Source organism: Oceanobacillus sp. J11TS1, from assembly GCF_018333215.1.
Taxonomy (GTDB): Bacteria; Bacillota; Bacilli; order Bacillales; family Amphibacillaceae; genus Oceanobacillus.
In genome coordinates this window covers 153,165-173,725 of the sequence record NZ_BORO01000002.1, presented here as the reverse complement: position 1 = coordinate 173,725, position 20,561 = coordinate 153,165, and the positions used below count along the sequence as shown (strand labels likewise).

18 protein-coding genes are annotated in these 20,561 nt (G+C 38.3%); 1 reads left to right on the top strand and 17 read right to left on the bottom strand.

Annotation, left to right across the window (positions count from 1 at the left end):
• Nucleotides 1-6: 6 nt before the first annotated feature.
• The 10 genes from KI343_RS03050 to KI343_RS03005 all read right to left on the bottom strand — a co-directional run bounded on the left by KI343_RS03050 (nt 7) and on the right by KI343_RS03005 (nt 10,087).
• Nucleotides 7-1,254 carry a competence/damage-inducible protein A gene (locus KI343_RS03050; RefSeq protein ID WP_212924966.1) on the bottom strand — a complete coding sequence of 416 codons (1,248 nt, stop codon included), beginning with the start codon at nt 1,252-1,254 and terminating at the stop codon, nt 7-9.
• On the bottom strand, nt 1,251-1,829 hold the full coding sequence (gene pgsA, locus KI343_RS03045; RefSeq protein WP_212924965.1) for a CDP-diacylglycerol--glycerol-3-phosphate 3-phosphatidyltransferase: 579 nt from the start codon (nt 1,827-1,829) through the stop codon (nt 1,251-1,253). The genes KI343_RS03050 and pgsA overlap by 4 nt, the downstream gene beginning before the upstream one ends.
• Nucleotides 1,830-2,158: 329 nt before the next feature.
• Nucleotides 2,159-3,058 (bottom strand): helix-turn-helix domain-containing protein, encoded by a 900-nt coding sequence (locus tag KI343_RS03040; protein ID WP_212924964.1) that lies wholly within the window; start codon nt 3,056-3,058, stop codon nt 2,159-2,161.
• A 272-nt stretch (nt 3,059-3,330) separates the two neighbouring features.
• Nucleotides 3,331-4,116, bottom strand: coding sequence for a DUF3388 domain-containing protein (locus tag KI343_RS03035; RefSeq protein ID WP_212924963.1), 786 nt, complete (start codon nt 4,114-4,116; stop codon nt 3,331-3,333).
• A gap of 448 nt (nt 4,117-4,564) precedes the next feature.
• The gene (locus KI343_RS03030; protein WP_212924962.1) at nt 4,565-4,816 is read right to left on the bottom strand and encodes a DUF3243 domain-containing protein; all 252 of its coding nucleotides are present in this window, start codon (nt 4,814-4,816) and stop codon (nt 4,565-4,567) included.
• A gap of 214 nt (nt 4,817-5,030) precedes the next feature.
• Nucleotides 5,031-5,747 (bottom strand): elongation factor P 5-aminopentanone reductase, encoded by a 717-nt coding sequence (gene ymfI / locus KI343_RS03025; RefSeq protein WP_212924961.1) that lies wholly within the window; start codon nt 5,745-5,747, stop codon nt 5,031-5,033.
• A complete protein-coding gene (yfmH, locus tag KI343_RS03020) occupies nt 5,744-7,039 on the bottom strand; it encodes an EF-P 5-aminopentanol modification-associated protein YfmH (RefSeq protein ID WP_212924960.1) in 1,296 nt (431 codons plus the stop codon). Before yfmH ends, ymfI begins: the two co-directional genes overlap by 4 nt.
• The gene (gene yfmF, locus KI343_RS03015; RefSeq protein ID WP_244856683.1) at nt 7,032-8,318 is read right to left on the bottom strand and encodes an EF-P 5-aminopentanol modification-associated protein YfmF; all 1,287 of its coding nucleotides are present in this window, start codon (nt 8,316-8,318) and stop codon (nt 7,032-7,034) included. Before yfmF ends, yfmH begins: the two co-directional genes overlap by 8 nt.
• Before the next feature lie 192 nt (nt 8,319-8,510).
• Nucleotides 8,511-9,905 carry an amidase gene (locus tag KI343_RS03010; RefSeq protein WP_212924958.1) on the bottom strand — a complete coding sequence of 465 codons (1,395 nt, stop codon included), beginning with the start codon at nt 9,903-9,905 and terminating at the stop codon, nt 8,511-8,513.
• Nucleotides 9,902-10,087 carry a hypothetical protein gene (locus KI343_RS03005; RefSeq protein ID WP_212924957.1) on the bottom strand — a complete coding sequence of 62 codons (186 nt, stop codon included), beginning with the start codon at nt 10,085-10,087 and terminating at the stop codon, nt 9,902-9,904. The genes KI343_RS03010 and KI343_RS03005 overlap by 4 nt, the downstream gene beginning before the upstream one ends.
• A gap of 176 nt (nt 10,088-10,263) precedes the next feature.
• On the opposite strand from KI343_RS03005, the gene KI343_RS03000 reads away from it, so the two are divergent.
• Nucleotides 10,264-12,330, top strand: a complete 2,067-nt coding sequence (locus KI343_RS03000) for a catalase (protein ID WP_212924956.1) — start codon at nt 10,264-10,266, stop codon at nt 12,328-12,330.
• A 111-nt stretch (nt 12,331-12,441) separates the two neighbouring features.
• Here KI343_RS03000 and KI343_RS02995 read toward each other — a convergent pair whose 3' ends face one another.
• From KI343_RS02995 to dpaB, 7 genes are all read right to left on the bottom strand, one after another.
• A complete protein-coding gene (locus KI343_RS02995; RefSeq protein ID WP_212924955.1) occupies nt 12,442-13,167 on the bottom strand; it encodes a GntR family transcriptional regulator in 726 nt (241 codons plus the stop codon).
• Between the two features lie 252 nt (nt 13,168-13,419).
• Nucleotides 13,420-15,750, bottom strand: a complete 2,331-nt coding sequence (locus KI343_RS02990) for an FtsK/SpoIIIE family DNA translocase (RefSeq protein WP_280530105.1) — start codon at nt 15,748-15,750, stop codon at nt 13,420-13,422.
• Nucleotides 15,751-16,009: 259 nt separating this feature from the next.
• Nucleotides 16,010-16,210: a YlzJ-like family protein gene (locus KI343_RS02985; RefSeq protein ID WP_212924954.1), complete on the bottom strand. Its 201-nt coding sequence runs from the start codon at nt 16,208-16,210 to the stop codon at nt 16,010-16,012.
• Nucleotides 16,210-16,953, bottom strand: a complete 744-nt coding sequence (locus KI343_RS02980) for a ClpP family protease (RefSeq protein WP_280530106.1) — start codon at nt 16,951-16,953, stop codon at nt 16,210-16,212. Before KI343_RS02980 ends, KI343_RS02985 begins: the two co-directional genes overlap by 1 nt.
• Before the next feature lie 514 nt (nt 16,954-17,467).
• Nucleotides 17,468-18,703 (bottom strand): aspartate kinase, encoded by a 1,236-nt coding sequence (gene dapG, locus KI343_RS02975; protein WP_212924953.1) that lies wholly within the window; start codon nt 18,701-18,703, stop codon nt 17,468-17,470.
• 159 nt (nt 18,704-18,862) lie between these two features.
• On the bottom strand, nt 18,863-19,915 hold the full coding sequence (asd, locus tag KI343_RS02970) for an aspartate-semialdehyde dehydrogenase (protein WP_212924952.1): 1,053 nt from the start codon (nt 19,913-19,915) through the stop codon (nt 18,863-18,865).
• Nucleotides 19,916-19,954: 39 nt separating this feature from the next.
• Nucleotides 19,955-20,560, bottom strand: coding sequence for a dipicolinate synthase subunit B (gene dpaB / locus KI343_RS02965; RefSeq protein WP_212924951.1), 606 nt, complete (start codon nt 20,558-20,560; stop codon nt 19,955-19,957).
• Nucleotide 20,561 lies beyond the last annotated feature (1 nt).

Below are 20,561 nucleotides of genomic sequence, written 5' to 3'. Positions count from 1 at the left end.
TCCATTTTACTTTAAGTATTGATATAATAATTCAAAACCTTTTAAAGCTGCTTTTTCACGAATAATATTGCGGGTTCCAGATAAAAGGATGGAACTTGATGTAACAATTTGTCCCTTGTCTATAATGGCAATATAAACTTGTCCAACCGGTTTTCCCTCTTGTGTGTCAGGACCTGCAACGCCAGTAAAGGAAATAGCCATGGATGTATTTAATTTTAAGGCAGCTTGTTTAGCCATTTCTTCTGCACATTCTCTACTTACCACGCCATATTGAGCAATCCATTCTGGAGATAAATCCAATAAAGATTCTTTCACAGATGTTTGATACGTAATTAGACTGCCTGCAAAGACTTTAGAAGCTCCGGCAGTTGCTACAAGTTTACTAGAAAATAATCCGCCAGTTAAACTTTCTGCTGCTCCAATTGTTTTCTCCTTCTCAGCTAATAGCTCCATAACTTTACTCTCAATTGTCTGATCGTCTTCCCCAAAACAGTACTCGCCAATGCGGCCTAAAATTTCTTGTTTCTTATCTGCTACTAATTTTTGTGCATCTTCTTTCGAGGAAGCTCTTGCAGTAACGCGAATAATCACACCTTGGTCTTGAGCAAGAGGAGCAATGGTTGGATTTGTTTGCTTGTGAATCATATCCTTTAAGGCATGCTCCAAATCTGATTCGCCAATACCAATAAATTTCAAGATAGTGGATTGAATTACTTGCTGTTTACCGGTTAGCTTTTCTAGAAACGGAAAAAGCTCTTCTGAAGAAATTTGTTTCATTTCCCGCGGTACTCCCGGTAAAAAGAACCAATGTGTATCCTGATAATCTACATACATTCCAGGCGCCATGCCAGCATTATTTTCTAAAACACGAGCTCCTTTAAATACGCGAGCTTGCTTCCGGTTATTGGGGGTCATCGTACGATTACGCGCTTTAAAATAATTTTCTATTTTCTCCATTGTTACCTTATGTTCTAAAATTTCAAGACCGGTAAGTTGCTCAAAGCCTTCACGGGTTAAATCATCTTCTGTCGGTCCCAGACCACCAGTAACAATGACAATGTCAGAGCGTGATCCAGCTAGGCGAAATGCTTGTTCAACACGCTCTAAATTATCTCCGACCACAGTATGATTATAAATATTAATACCATACGTAGCTAACCGCTCAGATAGCCATTGAGCATTCGTATTCGCTATTTGACCCAGTAATAACTCTGTTCCCACTGCAACAATTTCTGCTTGATACGTTTTAGTCATTTAGAATCCCTCATTACATGCCAGTTTTTAACAAAATAATCCACACCAGATATAATGGTGAACACTAAGGATAGATATAACATGATTGTGCCAAATGGAAAACTCACATAAGAAAACGGAAAGTTATGCAGCAATAAAACAGCGATAGCCACCATTTGTGTTGCTGTTTTTAATTTACCCATACTTCCAGCAGCCAAAACAATGCCTTCCCCTGCTGCAACTAATCTTAAACCAGTAACTGCAAACTCTCTGCTAATAATAATTATAACAACCCATGCTGGAGCAAGTTCTATCTCTACTAATAAAATTAACGCTGCAGAAACGAGAAGTTTATCTGCTAGAGGATCCATAAATTTCCCTAAATTGGTAACAAGATTATGTTTTCTAGCATAGTAGCCATCTACCCAGTCTGTACCTGCTGCAATGATAAAAATTAAAGCTGCAATAAAATGGGCAATCGGCAGTTGTGTATCTCCTATCTCCCAACTCCCCCAAGGCAATGGAATGCTCATAAGCATAATAAAAAACGGTATCAGTAAAATACGAGAAAAGGTTAACTTATTTGGTAAATTCATTTTACACCCTCCATTATTCATAAAGAGGCTGAGACAAAAGTGTTTTTATCCGTCCATTCCGAACATAATTTGTGCGAATACCAGCTTCGGAAATTTACGCCGCTTTTCGTGGGCTTGGCCTCCGTCTACTTTACAGAAGGCTTGCTGATTGGCAAACTGACAGAAGCATAGTCGCGCTTATGCCTGTGATAAAAAAAGAAGTTCGCTTTTTCTGCGAGGCCCGCCACGCTTTCCCACAGTAGTCTACGTATATTTCCTACGCTCTATTAGCATATTGTTCGGCTTCTAGACGCTACACTTTCTTTTGCCCCAACCTCTTCCTAATTAAATCAATCGTTGCTCATTTGCAAATCTAAGCGCTGGTGAACAGCGGAATTTGGATATTCTATTTCTGTTCCATTAACCGTAACAGCCAACGCTGGTGCGTTACCTATATTTAAGCTAATGGTATCCTGTCCAGAAATATCAATTTCTAAAGGAGATTCATTTCCATCAAAATTACCGCTAAATAAAGATTCACCTTCTGCACTAGTTACCTCTAGCCAAGTATTTAAATCAGGATCAGCTGATTCCAATGTTAAGGTTACTTCTTCCCCAACATTTGTTATTTCAAACACAGATGATGGAGAAGAACCTGTCCCCTCTTCAATAACTTCTACAGAAACATTTTCGTTCTCCTCTGTATCTTGATTGTCATCTTCTTCTGTTTCTTCTTTATTATTGTTTTCTTCGCTATTATTAGTTTCCCCAGTACTGCGTTCTTCATCTGGGTCTGTGATAATTACATTGCCATCTGCATTATTGTCCTCAATTGGCTCTCCTTCGTTTGATGATGAACTTTCACGCATGAAAAAGATAGCTACAGCGACTATGGCGATAATTAATAAAATAACTGTAATCATTGGAATCGATGACGATGAGCGAGATTCTTTATCAGCTTTACTTTCTTTTCTCGTTCGCTGTATGCGGCTATACTGAACATTTTCTTCTTCTTCTGTGCTAGGAAGTTCTTCTTTATGATCGGTTACTAGTTCATCTGGATTTATGCCAACAGCAGATGCATATTCCTTAATAAATGCACGTGTGTAGAACTTCCCTGGTAGAACCTCAAATTTTCCTTCCTCGATAGCAACCAGATATCTTTTTTGTATTTTTGTTTTTTCTTGCAAGCTATCCAATGAGATATCCTTGGCTAGCCGTGCTTCTTTTAATTTTTCACCAACATCCATTTAAAACACCTTCCACCTTTTTAGAAAAACTCGAATTCGCTTTCTCTAAGCAAAAAGTAGTAGTTTTTCTTATACTTGATACGTTAAACGCTTTTTAACTGCGACAAATGCTACTTTAGGAATGGGACTGGGACTGCTCATCCCATCGAAGAGCCTTTGCGATTACCCGTCACGCCAAAATGCGTTGCGGCTCTCTTCCCAAGGTAAAGCATTTCGATCGCCGCCCCGCAGAAAAAAACTTTCTAAAATATTATACTTGCCTGACGTGTAATTTAAAACATGGAAAATCCGTCCTGCCGAAAATTCTCATTCTCCACCGTTTCATAAGTGATTTCTTGGTCTTCCTGCGTACGCAGCTCAATAATATAATCAAAATCTTCCATACTGTACTCTGTCGATTGAACAAATATATCCGGATGCTCAATGACTTTTACAGTTGGCAATTGCATTATTTCCCTAATCAATTGCCAATGTGCTTCTTCATTCATTTTTCTCTTTGAGACGACGCCATCAATGATATAAATATTGTCTTGGTCATATTCCCCTTCAATTAAACTTTTCCGTACAGTTTGTTTAATCATGGTACTTGATACAAATAGCCATCTCTTGTTTGCACTTACACTTGCCGCGACTACAGACTCTGTTTTCCCTACTCTGGGCATTCCTCGTATCCCAATAAGCTTATGCCCTTCCACCTTAAATAATTCAGCCATAAAATCAACTAATATTCCAAGCTCATTTCGCACAAATCGGATGGTTTTACGGTCTTCATTATCATGGTGAATAAACTTCCCATGCCTTACGGTAATTTTATCGCGCAGTTTAGGTTTACGAAGTTTATGGACTTTTATCGCGTCCATCGTTTCTAAAATATATTTCAGTCTCGTTATATTTTCATCATACTTCGATAAGATAAGCATTGCTCTGCGGGAATTCTCAACCCCATTAATCATTATAATGTTGATAGAAAGCATTCCAAGTAAAGATGAAATTTCACCTAGCAGTCCCGGACGATTTTTTAAATTTTCATACTCTAAGTACCATTGTGTTCTATCCATTGTAAGCTCCTTCTTAAAAGTTATCTTTTCAAATAGGTAACTTATGACGTCTTACTATGTACCATCATCTCAAAAAAGATGTGTTTTCTTTTGAAGTCTCTTCGCTAAAACGTGTTTTACTTCTTCTTTGTTCTTTCTCCGCTAATAATTGTGGTTATCATATTTCTATGATCATTTTAGCCTCTACTTTTTGTATTGACCCTCTACCTATAATATACCATCTTTTTCGCTTTTCCTAAACAGCTAATGCTTTTTTTCGTTTCCTATTTTTAAGAGGTATGGAAAAGCAAGCTAACGGCTTCTCGGTATAGGCAATTTCTACGGCCCTCATTAGACGTGAATGTTCTGAGGAGAAGCTGCTGTTAGACGCCCTCTGTAACCATTCTATTATACACAAAGAGAAGCTATATAGGGTATACTATACAGCTTCTCTTTGAATTTTCATTATTTAATCATGCTTTTGGACAAGTTTAATCATAGCGCTGGCGAGAGCTTGTTGTTCTTCTTCCGAAGCTGTGCTCCACAATTCTTTTAGCACTTCTTGTTCTGGCGTTTTAGCATTAACACTTTCCGCTAAATAATCGCCAACTTCAGCTGCTAAATTCGTTAGTGTACTATGGTCAACTCCATTTTCTTCAGCTTGCTGCAAACGGCTTTTTAAAAAACCTTTCCATGAATCAAAGTTATCTAATACTGACATTTGGACATGCCTCCTCAAAAGTTTCTTTAGCATAATGCTCTTTGGCAGAGATATAGCTCTAAAGTCCAAAGCACCGTTGTCAGCCGCCTTCCCTTATCGATGAATTTGCCCATCTAAAAAAGCAAAGGATAACTATCCAACATGCGCTCTGCAACTTTCCTTAAGCATCTATAGTATTTGAGCAATTGTAGAAATTATGCATGTCCCTCGTCTTTTACAAACCGCCATTAATATGAATGATTTCGCCTTGGATATAACTGGATTCCTCTCCCAGTAAATAATGAATCAAATTTGCAACCTCTTCTGGCCGGCCGGCACGATTTGCAGGAACGTCATCGAGAAAAGCATTTGCTTCCTCAAGAGATAAATGATGATTCATCTTCGTATCAATAAAACCAGGGCTAACTGCATTTACTCGGATATTGGATAAGGCCACTTCCTTAGCCAACGCCTTCACAAATACATTTTGTGCCCCTTTCACGCTGGAGTAGACAACCTCATTACTTGCTCCATATTCCCCCCACACGCTTGTAACAAACAAGATGTTCCCTCGCTGCCTAAGAATCATTTCTGGCAAGAAGTGATGGGTAATCAGCCAAGGGGACTTTACATGAACTTGTAATAAATCATCCATTTCTTCTTCCTTCATGTCCTGGAAGAGCCCATGATATGCCTGACCGCTCGCGAAAACAACGGCATCCACAGAAAAAGGAATAGCGCGAATAAAAGCTTTGACTTCTTCTTCCTTCGCTAAATCTGCTTGGTAAGCAGCTAAAATAGCATGTTGATGATCAGATTGCAATAGTTCTTGAACAGGTGCTTGGTTGGAATGATAATGTAACATAAGCTGATATCCTTCATGAATAAGCTTTTTAGCAATAGCTGCGCCAATATCACCGCTTGCACCAATTAACAGGATATTCCCTTTCATTTTTCCTCCGATTGATTGGTAATGGTACATGTTGCCAAACGTTCTTCTTCAATCCAATTCTTCAGGAACCCATTGGCATCATCCACAGTCAATTTTTGAATAAATGGCACTATCTCAAATAAATTTACATTCTTAAATGAATAAGATGCAAACTGATTTGCAATAAATTCCAAGGAATTCATGCCTCGAAGTAACTGTCCCATCTTCTTCTTTTTCATTCGTTCAAAATCTTTTTCACTAATCTCCATATCTCTGGTTGATAAGAGCATCTTATGTACTCGCGAAGAAAATTCCTCCGGTTTCGTTGTATTTGTACCAATACAACTATATCCGAACGAGGATTGCAGATTACTTTCGAAAAAGAAGCTATTATCAATTAAATCTGCTTCATATAGCTCTTGATAAAACTCGCCGCCAGTTGAAAAGAAATGACTAAGGACCATATCAACTAATAAATCACGTTTTAAATATTCTTCCCCTTGAAGAGATTGATTTGGCTCTTTTATACCTACCGCACACTTTGAAATAGATACTGGCATATTAATTACTAAATTCTTTTCTTTAACCGTATCAGGTTCTTCCGGGAATGAACGCTGGATATCCTCTAATTTATCAAATGATTTCTTTTGTTGATTATCACTGATTAAATCCATCATTTGCTGTGGATCGAAATTGCCAGCTATAAATAAAATCATATTTTCTGGATGATAAAAAGTATGGTAACAAGTATACAAATCATCTTTCGTAATGGTATAAATCGAATCTACAGTTCCAGCAATATCAATGTTGACAGGGTGATTATGAAACAATGCTTTATTCGTTCCCATAAACAGACGCCAATCAGGCTGATCATCATACATGTTAATTTCTTGTGCGATAATTCCTTTTTCTTTTTCTACGGATTGCTCCGAAAAATAAGGATCCTGGACAAAATCAATTAATGTCAGTACGTTTTTCTCAATATTACTCGTTGCCGAAAATAAATAAGCTGTTTCTGTAAAAGAGGTAAATGCGTTTGGAGAAGCTGCTTGTTTGGTGAAATCTGCAAACACATCACGATCTTCTTTTTCAAATAGTTTATGCTCTAAAAAATGGGCGATTCCATCTGGAACAGTGATTGCTTCGTCTTGACCAATCGGAACGAAGCTTCGATCAATAGAGCCATAATTTGTCATAAATACACCATATGTTTTGGAAAGCTCTGGTTTTGGCAATAAACAAACATGAAGACCGTTATCTAGCTTTTTTTCATATAAAGTTTCCTTTACTGTATCAAAATATTGTTTATTCATGGGCTTCTCCTCCTTTACTTGTTAGTAAATAAACCGTATCTTCTTGAATCTGTTCTGCTACTTCGATAACTTGTTCTTTTGTAACTTGCCGGATATTTTCAAATAGCTGGTCAACTGTCATTTTTTTATTTCCAACTTCTTGCTGGAACATCAATTCAATCATTCCTCGTGTATGATCCAGCGTTTCTTTTAATTGATTTATAATAAGCAGCTTTGTTTCTTCCAATTCTTCTTCTTTAAAGTCACCTTTTTTCATAGCTTCCAGTTGTTCACGAATAATTGTTAATGCCTTCTCGTAATCTTCTGGGGCAATCCCGCTCACTACCATGAGTAAGCCTTTATGACTTTCTATGCGGGATGATGCATAATAAGCAAGACTGTTCTTTTCACGGACGTTGATAAATAATTTAGAGCTTGGGAAACCGCCAAAAAGTCCATTAAACACCTGTAATGCGGCATATAAATCATCTTTAAAAAGAATATTCGTGCGATAGCCAATATGCAACTTCGCCTGCTGTAACTGATCCTCTTCGATTACTTCCTTAGGTTCCGCTTCATTTGATGATACAGCTGTTTCGAAGACATTCTTTGGAACTTCTTCCTTCTGTTTAAAATAACCTTTGAGTAAAGCTGTCATTTTATCTGCATCAAAGTCGCCGCTGACATAGATATCCATTCTATCCTTTTGGCGAAGCTGTTCGTAATACGCAAACAACTGTTCATTGGTAAGTTCATTTAAATCTTCTTCATAACCGTGCACATGCGTACGGTAAGCTTCATTCGAACACATCTCATCAATTAAACGGATATTAGCATAGCTTGCTTTATCGTCTTTGATGGATTTAATATTTTGAAGTAAAATTTCCTTTTCCCGATCAAATACACGCGGATGAAATGCATTCCCTGTCTGATTGGGTTTATTAACAATTTCATGTAAAAGCTGCACCGCACGTTCAATAACTGAGTTACTATCAGGAAGAAATTTTTCATTTGGAACTTCTAAGTAAAAGGTGATGATATGACTTTCCCCTTTTTTTGTGCCATTAATGGATAGCACAGAACCATAAAGCTCCGCCAATTCCTTTTGCAACTCCATTCTAGTAGGAAAAGATTCCGTTCCCTGTTTTAAAATATAAGGTATTAACGCCCTTTTTGTAACTGTCTCCTTTTCTAATGGGGCACTGAATTTAACTGCAAATGTTACGGTTTTATGCTTTTTATTCGGCAGCATGTGAAGCTGCACGCCATTTTCTTCTTGTCTTATTTCCTTTACACTCATGTTCATCCTCCATTCTATAACTAACTATATCTTATTTTATACGATTCATCGACTATCATCCATTATATTGAAAAGTAATCAAGATAGTACTGCTTTTACATGGAGGTCTTCTCTCTAGAATATTGAAATTGGTTTAGCTATCGGAAAATGTTTAACAGTTTCTCATTCCAAAAACGGCATGATTTTAAAGGATCATGCCGTTTTTAAGGTTTTTCTTAGTGGATCAGTACTTTCCCATATATTCCCAACTTGCAGCAACTGTTTCTCAGAAAGGTGATTTCCAATAAATTGCATTCCGACTGGAAGTCCCCTTTGGTCTAGTCCCATTGGTACAGATAAACTAGGTGTACCTGTTAAATTTACAGGCGCGGTAAATGGCAAACATCGTCGTATAACGTCTAAATTTTGATCTACCCAGTATTCGCTGTACGCTGGAGTGGTGATAGGTATCGTTGGTCCAAGCAATATATCAAATTCTTTAAAAGCTTTTTGAAATCCTTTAACCATCTTTCTCCGAGCTTGTTGGGCTTGAATATATTGTGGCGTATTGGTCAATGCGCCAGCCAAAAAGAAAGTTCGAATGTCTGTAGAATAATCTTCGGGTTGTGTCTGCAACCACTTTTGATGAAAAGCAGATGCTTCACCTGTGACAGTTACATAACCAGAAAATGTGGACAGAGATAATTCAGGAATTTCTATCTCCTTTATTTGCGCACCTAAATAGCTCAGTGTTTCGATTGCATCTTTAAATAGCCTTTCGATATCTGGGTCCAAACCTTGGAGGTAGTATGTTGGGATACCAATTTTTAATCCTTTCATTCCTTTGTGAATATCTTTCATGTAATTAGGTATCGGCACATTCAAACTTACTGGGTCATTGGGATCAAAACCAGCCATACTTTGAAGCATTATAGCCAAATCGGGTACCGACCGCGCCATTGGTCCCGCTGTATCTAATGACATAGCTGAGGGAAAAACACCATTCGTACTAACTAACCCGTAAGTTGGCTTAAGGCCATAAACGCCGCACATAGCAGCAGGTAACCGAATAGATCCGAAAGTGTCTGTTCCAGTCGCCAGTATTGTCAAACGAGCCGCTAAAGAAGCTGCACCGCCACCGCTTGAGCCACCTGGCATGCACTGAATGTCCCAAGGATTCCGTGTATTTCCAAAGAACGGATTCGTTCCAGTTGAGCCAGCGGCAAGCTCATGCATGTTTTGTTTCCCTAGCATTATTCCCCCAGCTCGTAACAATTTTTCGACGCTAGGCGCATTTTGATCAGGAATAAAATCTGTAAAAATTTTAGAGCCAACTGTCGTTCGTATACCTTTTGTATAGTAATTATCTTTAATACCTATTGGAATTCCGTGGAGAGGGCCTTTATATTTACCATGCATGAGATCTTCTTCTGCTGCTCTTGCTTGTTTTAAGGCTAAATCAGGAAGCGGCGTAACATATGTCTTTAATATGGAATCAAATTTATCCATGCGGTCTAATATAATTTTTGTCAACTCTACTGGGGATAGTTGCCGTGACTTGATTAACAGGCCCAGTTCTGTAGCAGTTAAGTAGGAGATGTCAGTCATAGCAATAACTCCTTATCAACAATCGTAATTGGTATTTCCGTATTTAAATGCGGGAATGCATCAAGTGAGATTTGTGCCTGTTTCATCGTCCTGAGTAGGTTATAAATATATGGAATATCATTCTCATAGGCTGATAACCCCTGTAAATGCAGTCCATACCTTATATAATTTGCATTATCCATCAAATTCCCCTTTCTGTGCTATTACACTATATGAAAGGCCTGAAAGAATATGCTTTAGGCAATCATTTTTAATCTTTGTCGGATTCTTAAACATCGTCTGTAGTTGTTCTAATTCAAGGAAATAAACATAAGTATAGAAATGGTATTTATATTTAAATGTCAGGAAGGATGATTATATGGATGAGAAGTCATCAAGGAAGCAAAATCCTGCTAATAAAAACAGTAAACAAGAACAATTAGACCAGTACCGTGTACGGAATACCGGGAAACCCATGACGACACAAGAAGGAAAAAAAAGATCACAAGATCAGGATCAATTAAAAGCTGGTGTGCGTGGGCCCTCATTGCGTCAAGATTATGAGTTTTTTGAAAAGATGTCCCATTTTGTGCATGAAGAAATACCGGAAAGGGTAGTTCATGCAAGAGGTTACAGTGCCCATGGGGAATTTGAATGTTATAAATCTATGAAACATGTGACAAAAGCAGGTTTTTTACAGAAAGCGGGTAAAAAGACGCCATTAACAGTCCGTTTTTCTACTGTACAAGGGCCCAAAGGATCCTACGATACGGCAAGGGATTTACGTTGTAAGGGCGTTAAGCTTTACACAGAAGAAGGAAATCTCGATCTAACAACCATTGCAATGCCTGTGTTAATTAACCAAGACGCGATGAAGTTCCCGGATGCAATGCATGCGTTCCAATCGAAGCAAGATGATGATATACCAACAGCAACCGGTGCACACGACCGCTTTTGGGATTATGTGGCCAATAACGATGAAGCGCTTCATATGGTACTGTGGATTATGTCTGACCGAGGCATTTTAAGAAGCTATCGAATGATGGAATCATGGTCTATTAATACGTACCTATTTGTTAACGAACAAGATGTAGCAACCTTTGTAAGGTACGTTTGGAAGCCTGTCCTAGGTGTCCATTCCCTGCTTCAGGATGAGGCACTCAAAATAGGCGGACTTGACCCCGACTTTCACAGAAAGGATCTCAGAGAAGCTATTGATTATGGTGCTTATCCTGAATATGAACTTGGGGTTCAGTTGATTCCCCTGGAGGATGAATTTAAATACGATTTTGATATTCTTGACCCTGCAAAATTTTGGCCTGAAGAACTCATTCCTGTTCAAATGATTGGTAAGTTAACATTAAATAAAAATATTGATAATTACTTTACGGAGTCTGAACAAGTTGCATTTAATCCTGGAAACGTTGTTCCGGGAATTGACTTTTCCAATGATCCCGTTTTGCAGGGAAGATTAATGGCATATAGAGATGCACAACAACACCGACTTGGCAGCTCCAATTATATTGAATTACCAATCAATAAGCCAATATGCCCATTTCATAATAATCAGCGACGGGGCTATATGAGGCAGCGCATCGATGTTGACCAAGTAAACTACCATAAAAATTCGCTAGCAGATAACACGCCATACACAGTCCCGCCAGAAGAAGGCGGCTATAAAGATTATCCTGGGAAAGTAGATGGACACAAAATTAGAGCGAGAAGCGAATCATTTAAAGATTATTATTCGCAGCCGAGAATTTTTTGGAATAGTTTGACCCCGATTGAAAAGCAGCATACGATCGAAGGCCTAAGTTATCAAGTTGGAAAGGTAAAAAGCAATTCTGTTCGACAGCAGGTTGTTGATAAGCAGTTAGTCCATGTTGATAAGGAAATGGCGTGTATAGTTGCTGATAACATTGGTGTGAATCGTCCAAGCGGATCCAATGTCCCTGTTTCAACAAGTTATCCTTCGCTTAGCCAGGCCAACACACCCAAATACGCATATACACAAAAAGTAGGGGTACTTATCGGGGATGGTTTCAATTCCTACGAGGTTAAAAATGTTCTTAACACATTAAAACAAAATGGTGTTTTTATAGTCATTATAAGCGACACTCTTGGTAAGGTCACCGGAGATGATGGCAGTACCACACTAAAAGTAGATGAAACCTTCATGACATCCAGTCCATATTTAGTTGATTCACTTTACGTTGTTGGTGGACGTTCCAGAAACCAGGAAAAATTCAATGCTGATGTTACAGAATACGTACATGTCGCTTATAAACATTATAAACCAATTGGTGTTGCATCTAATGGAAATCCTTATATTCAGGCATCAGAAAATAATAATTTAGCTGGGGTTATTTTTGCTAAAAATAATCCAAACTTTGGTGAAGAATTTGTCTCTGCTATTGCAGAACAGCGGTTTTGGAACAGAAGATAATATTTGTAAGCTTGGGAAGAGCATTTAAAAATGTTCTTCCCTTCTTCATTGTAATAGAAAAGCTTTTCATATACTGATCGTGTAAACAATAGATAAATAATCTCCCTCACATTATATCCGTTTTCTAACTACATGAAAGCTGAACTTGTCCGCCCGAAAATAATTGGCAGAGTAAAGAACAGCTTCATCCTCGCTTGTATAATGCATCTGTTTTAAAAGAAGCAAAGGCTGGTCTGGGGCACATTGTAAAATATTATAAATCCGCTCATGATAAATAACCGGCTCAATATTTGTCACGGCATAAGAAATTTTTTTTCCTGCTGTCATTTCAATCGTAGTAAAAATAGAGTCTTTTTCCAGGAGTTTCTCTATGGATATATATGAAGTCGGTATCTTATCTATACAAAAAACAACTGGTTCATTATCCGCAGTCCGAATTCTTTCGATCGCCGTTACATGTTCTAACGCAGGCTGATTAAAGAGCGCCTTATCCTTTTCTCCTGCTTCGAGTACATCTGTTGAAATATAGTGGGCGCCCGGCTTTTTACCGGATTGTTCGATCATGCTGGTAACGCTTCGCAGCTCTTCAATGCCTGCTTGAAAAACGGCCTTTGCATTAACAAACGTTCCAACTCCATGCCGTTTCGTAACAATATTATCTTCTTCCAGCATGCGTAACGCTTCTCTTAATGTAGCCCGTGAGACACCCAGTTTTTTGGAAAGCTCATATTCAGATGGAAGCTTTTCATCCTCCTGATATACCCCATCATCAATTCCTTGTTTAATTTGATCGATGACCTGTAAATATAAATGTCGCGCATCCCCACGTATAGACATATTTTTCACCTCTTTTCTTCAAATATTTATTGTCAAGTTATTTTTTACATCTGTTATTAATCCTACCACTTCTTATGCCAGTTTTGTACGTTAAAATAAACAAAAGTTTGTACATTTCTAAGAATACCGGGAACTTGAAATAAACGCTATACTTGTGTTGAAATAAATGCTTTGTTCTGGTGTTTTATGACACTTTTTGCCGTGAAACGAAAAAAAGCCCAATTTACCACTGCAGATAAATTGGGCTCCTTCTTAAGATGTGCTCGAGTGTTCCTCTGGCTGATTAGATATTAGTACCGCGCGGGGCTTGCTTCCTTCATATGGACCGACAATGCCGCGCGCTTCCATGGCATCTATTAAACGAGCTGCTCTCGTGTAACCAATCCGAAAGCGGCGCTGAAGCATAGAAACACTTGCACTTTGCATTTCTGTAATGAGTCCCACCGCATCATCATAAAGCTCATCATCCACTTCATCCATTACTTCATTTGTTTCTTCTGGAATCATCTCTTCCTGATAATTTGCTTGCTGTTGTTCAATACAGTGATCCACAATTCGTTCTACTTCTTCATCTGATAAGAAGGCGCCTTGCACACGGGTCGGCTTAGAAGTACCTGAAGGCATATATAACATATCGCCCCGCCCTAATAATTTCTCTGCACCTCCAGAATCCAAGATGGTGCGTGAATCCGTTGTAGACGAAACACTAAAAGCAATTCTTGAAGGAATATTGGCTTTTATGACACCAGTGATAACGTCTACTGACGGACGCTGTGTCGCAATAATCAAATGAATGCCTGCCGCTCGCGCCATTTGTGCAAGTCTTGTAATAGCATCTTCCACATCATTTGAAGCAACCATCATTAAATCCGCTAATTCATCGACAAGAACAACAATGTATGGTAAATAAGGTTGTTGCTCATCCGCATCAGCAGCTGCATTTTGCTTTCGGATATAAGCGTTGTATCCTTCCATATTTCTAGTACCGCTATCTGAAAATAAATCATATCTGCGTTCCATTTCTGCCACAATCTTTTTCAGTGCTCTCGAAGCTTTTTTAGGGTCGGTTACAACAGGGGTCAATAAATGAGGAATCCCATTATAAACATTTAGTTCCACTTTTTTCGGATCAATCATCATCATTTTAACTTCATGCGGCTTTGCACGCATTAAAATACTTGTAATGATCCCATTTACACAGACACTTTTCCCGCTTCCGGTTGCACCTGCTATCAACAAGTGAGGCATTTTATTTAACTCACCAGCAATAGCTTCTCCAGAAATATCCCTTCCCAAAGCAAATAATAATTTATTTGGTTTAGCGATTTGTTTGTCTAATACCTCTCGAAGCGACACCATAGATATCTCTTTGTTCGGAACCTCAATACCGACCGCTGATTTACCCGGAATGGGCGCTTCAATACGAATATCTTTTGCTGCAAGTGCTAAAGCAATATCGTCGTGAAGTCCTACAATCTTACTTACCTTGACACCAGACTCCGGATATACTTCATACTTTGTAACTGCTGGTCCAACATGTACTTTTGCAATTTTTGCTTTTACTCCAAAACTTTGAAACGTACGATCTAATTTACGAACAGTTGCCTGGATATGTGATTTTTCTTGTTGTTGTGAATTATGTCCCGGATTTGCTAATAAATTCATAGAGGGCAGCACATAGTCATGATTTTCCGTTGCTGTCATGGGCATTGGTTCATGATGCTCTTCTTCGTTAGCTGTATTTGCTTTTTCTTTTTGATTCTCTGCTTTTTCCTTTTTCTTATTTTCTTGTGGCTGTTCCTGGTACACAACATCTGTAAAATCATTAATAAGAAGCTCTCCGCTACTTCCTTCTTGACCAGTTGTTTTCGTTTTATCTGGCCCTTCTGGATTTACAGAAACAGCATAATCCATTTCTTTCTGTTCCTCTTTTCGTTCTGCTCGTCTCTCTCTGGAGCGCTCCATGCGTTCACGAAGATAAGAAAAAGTTGATTTAACAGATGCTACTATCTTTTTGACAAATTCCCCAATTGATAGATTCGTTAGGAATACAACGCCGACTAATAAACAAAAAAATACTACTATTCTAGACCCTGCTATAGAAAATAAATAGTAGGATACGGTAAATAATAGCGCTCCTATCATTCCTCCGCCTGTTTGTACGAGTGTCCCTGTGCCTTCTAAATATTGAAAGTACAGTTGCCAAGTTAATCCAAGAATAGAAACATCATTCGCATTAGTTAATAAGCTTTCCATTACTTGTACATGTGTGAGCAATAGCATGCCAGCAAAAAAAATGTAGAAGCCTATTAATCTTCTAGTTAAGAAATCTGGCGTTTGACGTTTGATAATTAAATAGAAACCAACTATAAATAAGGCAACAGGAACAATAAAATGCCATATTCCCAGGAAAAACTGAAATATATTTCCGAGCCAGTTGGGTATTGCACCGCCACTTAGTATAGTTGCCCCGCTTCCAAATATAGCAATAAATATTAATAATAGTCCTGTTAATTCCATTTGCAGTCCTTTTAACTGTTTCGAAGTCCGTTTTTTTCTTTTCTTTCTCTTTTTGGCAGCCACTTTATTCACCCCTCTATATAGAACAAAGATTAGAAGTATGTAAAACCATATGTCTTATTTCTTACTTAACAAACAAGGAAACTGGAATCAGTTCCCTTTATATCACAGAGAAAATCCATATGGAAAACAAGGGTTTTGTTCTTCTTTTCCGAGTTATCTCCTAAAAAGGCTGCTGTTCCAGTTGTTATGTCATCCATTATTGTCAAATTGTTAAATGGTTTATCTTTTTATTATTTTTCTATTATAGCATAGATTACCATCAACTGATAATTCTTCCTGGTAAAAAATCAGGATTTAAATAATCATTCGGATCACTAGAAATCAGTTGGTTAATTTGATATTTATTATCTTGATTTTTCGATACAAATACCGTTCTTCCTTGCCACTCAATTGCTTGTATTTCTTCATTCGATTCGTCTGGAAAAATATCCTGATAGGCTAATGGTGTGTAGAGTATCATTAAGAAACCCCTTCCTCTCTTGATTGTTCCCCTTGAATCAGATTGTTTAATTTCTGGATTGCTTCTTTAACACCACCAACTTCATCAATTAATCCATAGTTCACAGCTTCCTTACCTACCACGTTTGTGCCAATATCACGTGTTAAATTCCCTTTAGCAAACATCAAATCCTTTAATTTTTCGGTATCGATATTCGAGTGCTCTACAATAAACTGAATGACACGTTCTTGCATTTTATCAAGATATTCAAAAGTCTGTGGAACACCGATAACTAGCCCCGTCAACCTGACAGGATGGATAGTCATTGTTGCAGTTGGTACAATAAAGGAATAGTCTGTAGCTACTGCAATCGGCGCACCAATCGAATGTCCACCACCTAATACGATAGAAGTCGTCGGCTTGGACATAGAAGCGATCATTTCGGCAAGAGCTAAACCAGCTTCAACATCGCCACCGACTGTATTTAATAATATAATTAGCCCTTCAATTTTGGGATTTTGTTCAACAGCAATCAGTTGTGGCAGCAAATGCTCATATTTCGTTGTTTTATTCTGCGGCGGTAACTGGAGATGCCCTTCCACTTGTCCAATAATAGATAAAACATGAATATTGGAGTCCGGTGCTTGAGGAACATTCGATTGTCCAAGTTGTTGAATCTTCTCTACTAAAGAAGACGCATTCGTTTCTTCCTGTTCGGATTCTTTTTCAGCATTATCTTTATCATCATTCATATTTATACTCATCATAAAACCCCTTCCTGCTATTGTTATGATTAGTATAAGCACAATGCTAAAAATAATACGAAGGATGGATAGATGTTTCATTGTATGTAATTAAAAAAGGTGGATAAAAAAAGGCTCTTCACCAAAATCTATGGATGACAATTATAATGAATTTGTTATGAGCAACCGTTTTCCCCGCAGAAGTCTACGTGTTTTTCCTTCGCTAGCTAGACGTGATTAACATATTTATCCTTTACTATCAACCCATAGATTTAGATTTTGGTTTTGAACCAAAAAAGGACAAAGAGCATCTTCCCTGCCCTATGTCCTATTTCATTTGATGTTTATCGCAGTGTAACTGGCTGGGACTGCGATTACTCGTCCCATCGACGGGCTTTTGTAAGACTCCCACTTCAAGAAATGAGTAGAAAATTATATTTCTAAGTGGGAGATCTAACAGCCAGTAACGGCCCGATTCGTTCAACTAACCTTCAGTGGGGGATGAAAGAAAACCCCCACTGAAGGAAGTTTCACTTTATTTTAGAGTAGGTACCTCTACTGCACTTAAACCAAATACCTCATGTAATGCATTAACAGCTGTCACTAGCTCATGATCACGTACCAATACCCAAATCGTTGTATGACTATCTGCAGATTGCAATATTTGCACTCCAGCGTCTGTTAATGCCTGCACAATTTTGGAAGCCACACCTGGCACTCCAGTCATTCCAGCTCCAACAGCTGAAACTTTTGCACAGCCTTCTGTAATTTCAGGGTGAAAACCTAACACCTCTAAAATCTCAATTGCTTTTGCTGTAAGTTCCGCCGGTACAGTATAGGCAACCCCTGTTGGTGAAATATTAATAAAATCAACAGAAATACCTGCTTCAGCCATCGCTTTAAATACTTCCGATTGCACACGATAAGCTGACTCTTTGGTTTGCACCTTAATTTGTGTCACATTAGAAATATGAGCGATTCCAGTGATCATTCGCTCCGAAATATCCATTCCTTCTGCCTCCGTGCGGGCAGAAGTGACCAGCGTCCCTAATTTTTCTGAATACGTGGAACGAATACGCATTGGTATTTTTCCTTGCATTGCAATTTCTACTGCTCTTGGATGGATTACTTTTGCACCTTGGTAAGCCAGATTACAAATTTCTGTATATGTTACAACGTCAAGCGGCCGAGCATTCTTAACTACACGCGGGTCCGCTGTCATAATTCCTTCAACATCTGTAAAAATCTCTACACGTTCCGCTTCTAAAGCGACACCTAAAGCAGCTGCTGAAGTATCACTGCCACCGCGGCCGATGGTTGTTATTTCTCCAGATTCACTTTGACCTTGAAATCCTGCAACAACAACGACATCATGTGTTTCTAATTCCTTTACGATTCTTGCTGGATTAACCTCTTTTATTTTAGCTCGATTAAAATCTTCACTTGTTACGAAACCAGCTTGTGCTCCAGTTAAAGCTATCGCAGAAACATGATTTTTTTGCAGCTCATTAGATAGCACGACAGAAGAAATAATTTCGCCGCACGACATAAGTAAGTCGATCTCTCGACTATCATTTTTATTTGCTGGAAAGTCTATTAAACTTAGCAAACTGTCTGTTGCATAAGGGTCTGGTTTTCTTCCCAGCGCAGAAACAACAACGACTAATTTATATTCTTGAACAAGTGCATCTTTAATATGTCGAATAACATGTTCCCGATTGGTTTCTGATTGTACAGAGGTTCCTCCAAATTTTTGTACTAATACTTGCAATATTAACACCTCAACACTATCCAAGTAATAACTATGGATGCCTAATAGATTTATTACATCATCATTTAAAAGTAAAGCTCTTGCTTAGGTTCCATTATAGAAGCTGTTAAAAGAAGGGCCTCCCAACATCTATGACTGTTCCCAAAAAAGCCTTAAAATTTATTTTTTTAACCAGTTACGTTCCACTAAAACCTGGGCAATTTGTACTGTATTCCACGCAGCACCTTTTAATAAGTTATCAGATACTACCCAAAGATGAAAACCTTGTGGATTATCCAAGTCTTTTCGTACGCGTCCTACAAAAACTTCTTCTTTATCTGCCGCGGATTGCGGTGTCGGATAGTCCTGAGTAGCCGGATTATCTTGCACGACAATCCCATCTGCGCTCTCTAGTACATCCCAAATATCCTTCACTTTTACATCTGATTTACCTAATTCAATATAAACACTTTCGGCATGAGAAGTAGCAAACGGAAGCCGCACACAAGTGGCCGCAACATGTAACTCCTCATCATGCATAATTTTCTTTGTTTCATTAATCATTTTCATTTCTTCAAAGGTAAAACCATTTTCTTCAAACACATCAATTTGTGGCAATGCGTTAAAAGCAATAGGGAAATGTTTTTTATCTCCTTTGACAGGCAAAATCTCTGGCTTTAATTCTTTGCCTTCTAAATAATCTCTTGATTGTTCATATAATTCATCTACCGCTGCGTTTCCTGCACCTGATACTGCTTGGTACGTAGAAACGATAACCTTACTTATTCCAAAAGCATCTTTAATCGGTTTTAAAGCAGCAACCATTTGAATGGTAGAACAGTTTGGATTCGCGATAATCCCTTGATGATTAGCAATATCTTCGGGATTTACTTCTGGTACCACAAGCGGTACATTTTCGTCCATACGGAAAGCACTTGTATTATCGACCACTACTGCTCCTCTTTTTACAGCTTCCGGAGCTAATTTTTTAGAAACAGATCCGCCTGCAGAAAATAATGCAATATCTACACCTTCAAAGGATTCTGGAGTAGCTTCTTCTACAATAATTTTCTCGCCAAGAAATGTTTCTTCTTTTCCTGCTGAACGAGCTGAAGACAATAACTTTAATTGTTTTATTGGAAAATGCTTATCTTCTAGTATTTTTTTGATTTTCTGACCTACTGCCCCTGTAGCGCCTACGATGGCTACATTATATGTTTGTTGCTCTGCCATTCCAATAACTCCCTCCACTAAATAAATGTCAACTAAACTTCATTTTAACACATTTTTCGAGGAATAAGGTACAATAATTGGCTGAATTTGTTTTCCCTTTAATGCAGTCTCTACAGCAGGTATTAATTGATTTAGTTTTGCCGAGAGCGAGGAAGGTTTTTGATAAGGGTTATCTTGCCCAAAGGGAACGAAATACATATGTTTCGCGTTCAGCAAAACAGCTAAATTTTTTGCATTTAAACCGAGGGCATCATTGGTCGTTATTGCTAACACAATCGGCTTTTCGTTCCGTAAAGTAGACTTAGCTGCCATGAGGACAGCGTTATCCGTGTGTGCATTGGCGAGTTTGCTCATCGAATTCCCTGTTAACGGAGCAATAATCATCACATCAAGCGGCTGATCCGGACCATAAGGCTCTGCATCTGGAATGGTTGTGATTACCGGATGATTCGTTATTCTTTCAATCATTTCCACATTATCCTTTGCCTTGCCATGCTTGGTATCTGTATATTGAACGGTTTCTGTAATAAAGGGAATGACTTCTGCACCTTGATTGATTAATTCCTCCATAATCGGAAAAATATGAGGGAAGGTATGATGCGAACCTGTTAAACCAAATCCAATCCGCTTATTGGTTAAACTCATC

Excerpts from the sequence above, each read along its gene's own strand:
- ymfI (WP_212924961.1), bottom strand. The coding sequence starts at position 5,747 with ATGAAAGGGAATATCCTGTTAATTGGTGCAAGCGGTGATATTGGCGCA.
- KI343_RS03050 (WP_212924966.1), bottom strand. The coding sequence starts at position 1,254 with ATGACTAAAACGTATCAAGCAGAAATTGTTGCAGTGGGAACAGAGTTA.
- KI343_RS03000 (WP_212924956.1), top strand. The coding sequence starts at position 10,264 with ATGGATGAGAAGTCATCAAGGAAGCAAAATCCTGCTAATAAAAACAGT.
- pgsA (WP_212924965.1), bottom strand. The coding sequence starts at position 1,829 with ATGAATTTACCAAATAAGTTAACCTTTTCTCGTATTTTACTGATACCG.
- KI343_RS03005 (WP_212924957.1), bottom strand. The coding sequence starts at position 10,087 with ATGGATAATGCAAATTATATAAGGTATGGACTGCATTTACAGGGGTTA.
- KI343_RS02995 (WP_212924955.1), bottom strand. The coding sequence starts at position 13,167 with ATGTCTATACGTGGGGATGCGCGACATTTATATTTACAGGTCATCGAT.
- KI343_RS03040 (WP_212924964.1), bottom strand. The coding sequence starts at position 3,058 with ATGGATGTTGGTGAAAAATTAAAAGAAGCACGGCTAGCCAAGGATATC.
- KI343_RS03035 (WP_212924963.1), bottom strand. The coding sequence starts at position 4,116 with ATGGATAGAACACAATGGTACTTAGAGTATGAAAATTTAAAAAATCGT.
- dpaB (WP_212924951.1), bottom strand. The coding sequence starts at position 20,560 with ATGAGTTTAACCAATAAGCGGATTGGATTTGGTTTAACAGGTTCGCAT.
- yfmF (WP_244856683.1), bottom strand. The coding sequence starts at position 8,318 with ATGAGTGTAAAGGAAATAAGACAAGAAGAAAATGGCGTGCAGCTTCAC.
- KI343_RS02985 (WP_212924954.1), bottom strand. The coding sequence starts at position 16,210 with ATGATACTCTACACACCATTAGCCTATCAGGATATTTTTCCAGACGAA.
- KI343_RS02980 (WP_280530106.1), bottom strand. The coding sequence starts at position 16,953 with ATGAGTATAAATATGAATGATGATAAAGATAATGCTGAAAAAGAATCC.
- KI343_RS03010 (WP_212924958.1), bottom strand. The coding sequence starts at position 9,905 with ATGACTGACATCTCCTACTTAACTGCTACAGAACTGGGCCTGTTAATC.
- KI343_RS03030 (WP_212924962.1), bottom strand. The coding sequence starts at position 4,816 with ATGTCAGTATTAGATAACTTTGATTCATGGAAAGGTTTTTTAAAAAGC.
- yfmH (WP_212924960.1), bottom strand. The coding sequence starts at position 7,039 with ATGAATAAACAATATTTTGATACAGTAAAGGAAACTTTATATGAAAAA.
- asd (WP_212924952.1), bottom strand. The coding sequence starts at position 19,915 with ATGGCAGAGCAACAAACATATAATGTAGCCATCGTAGGCGCTACAGGG.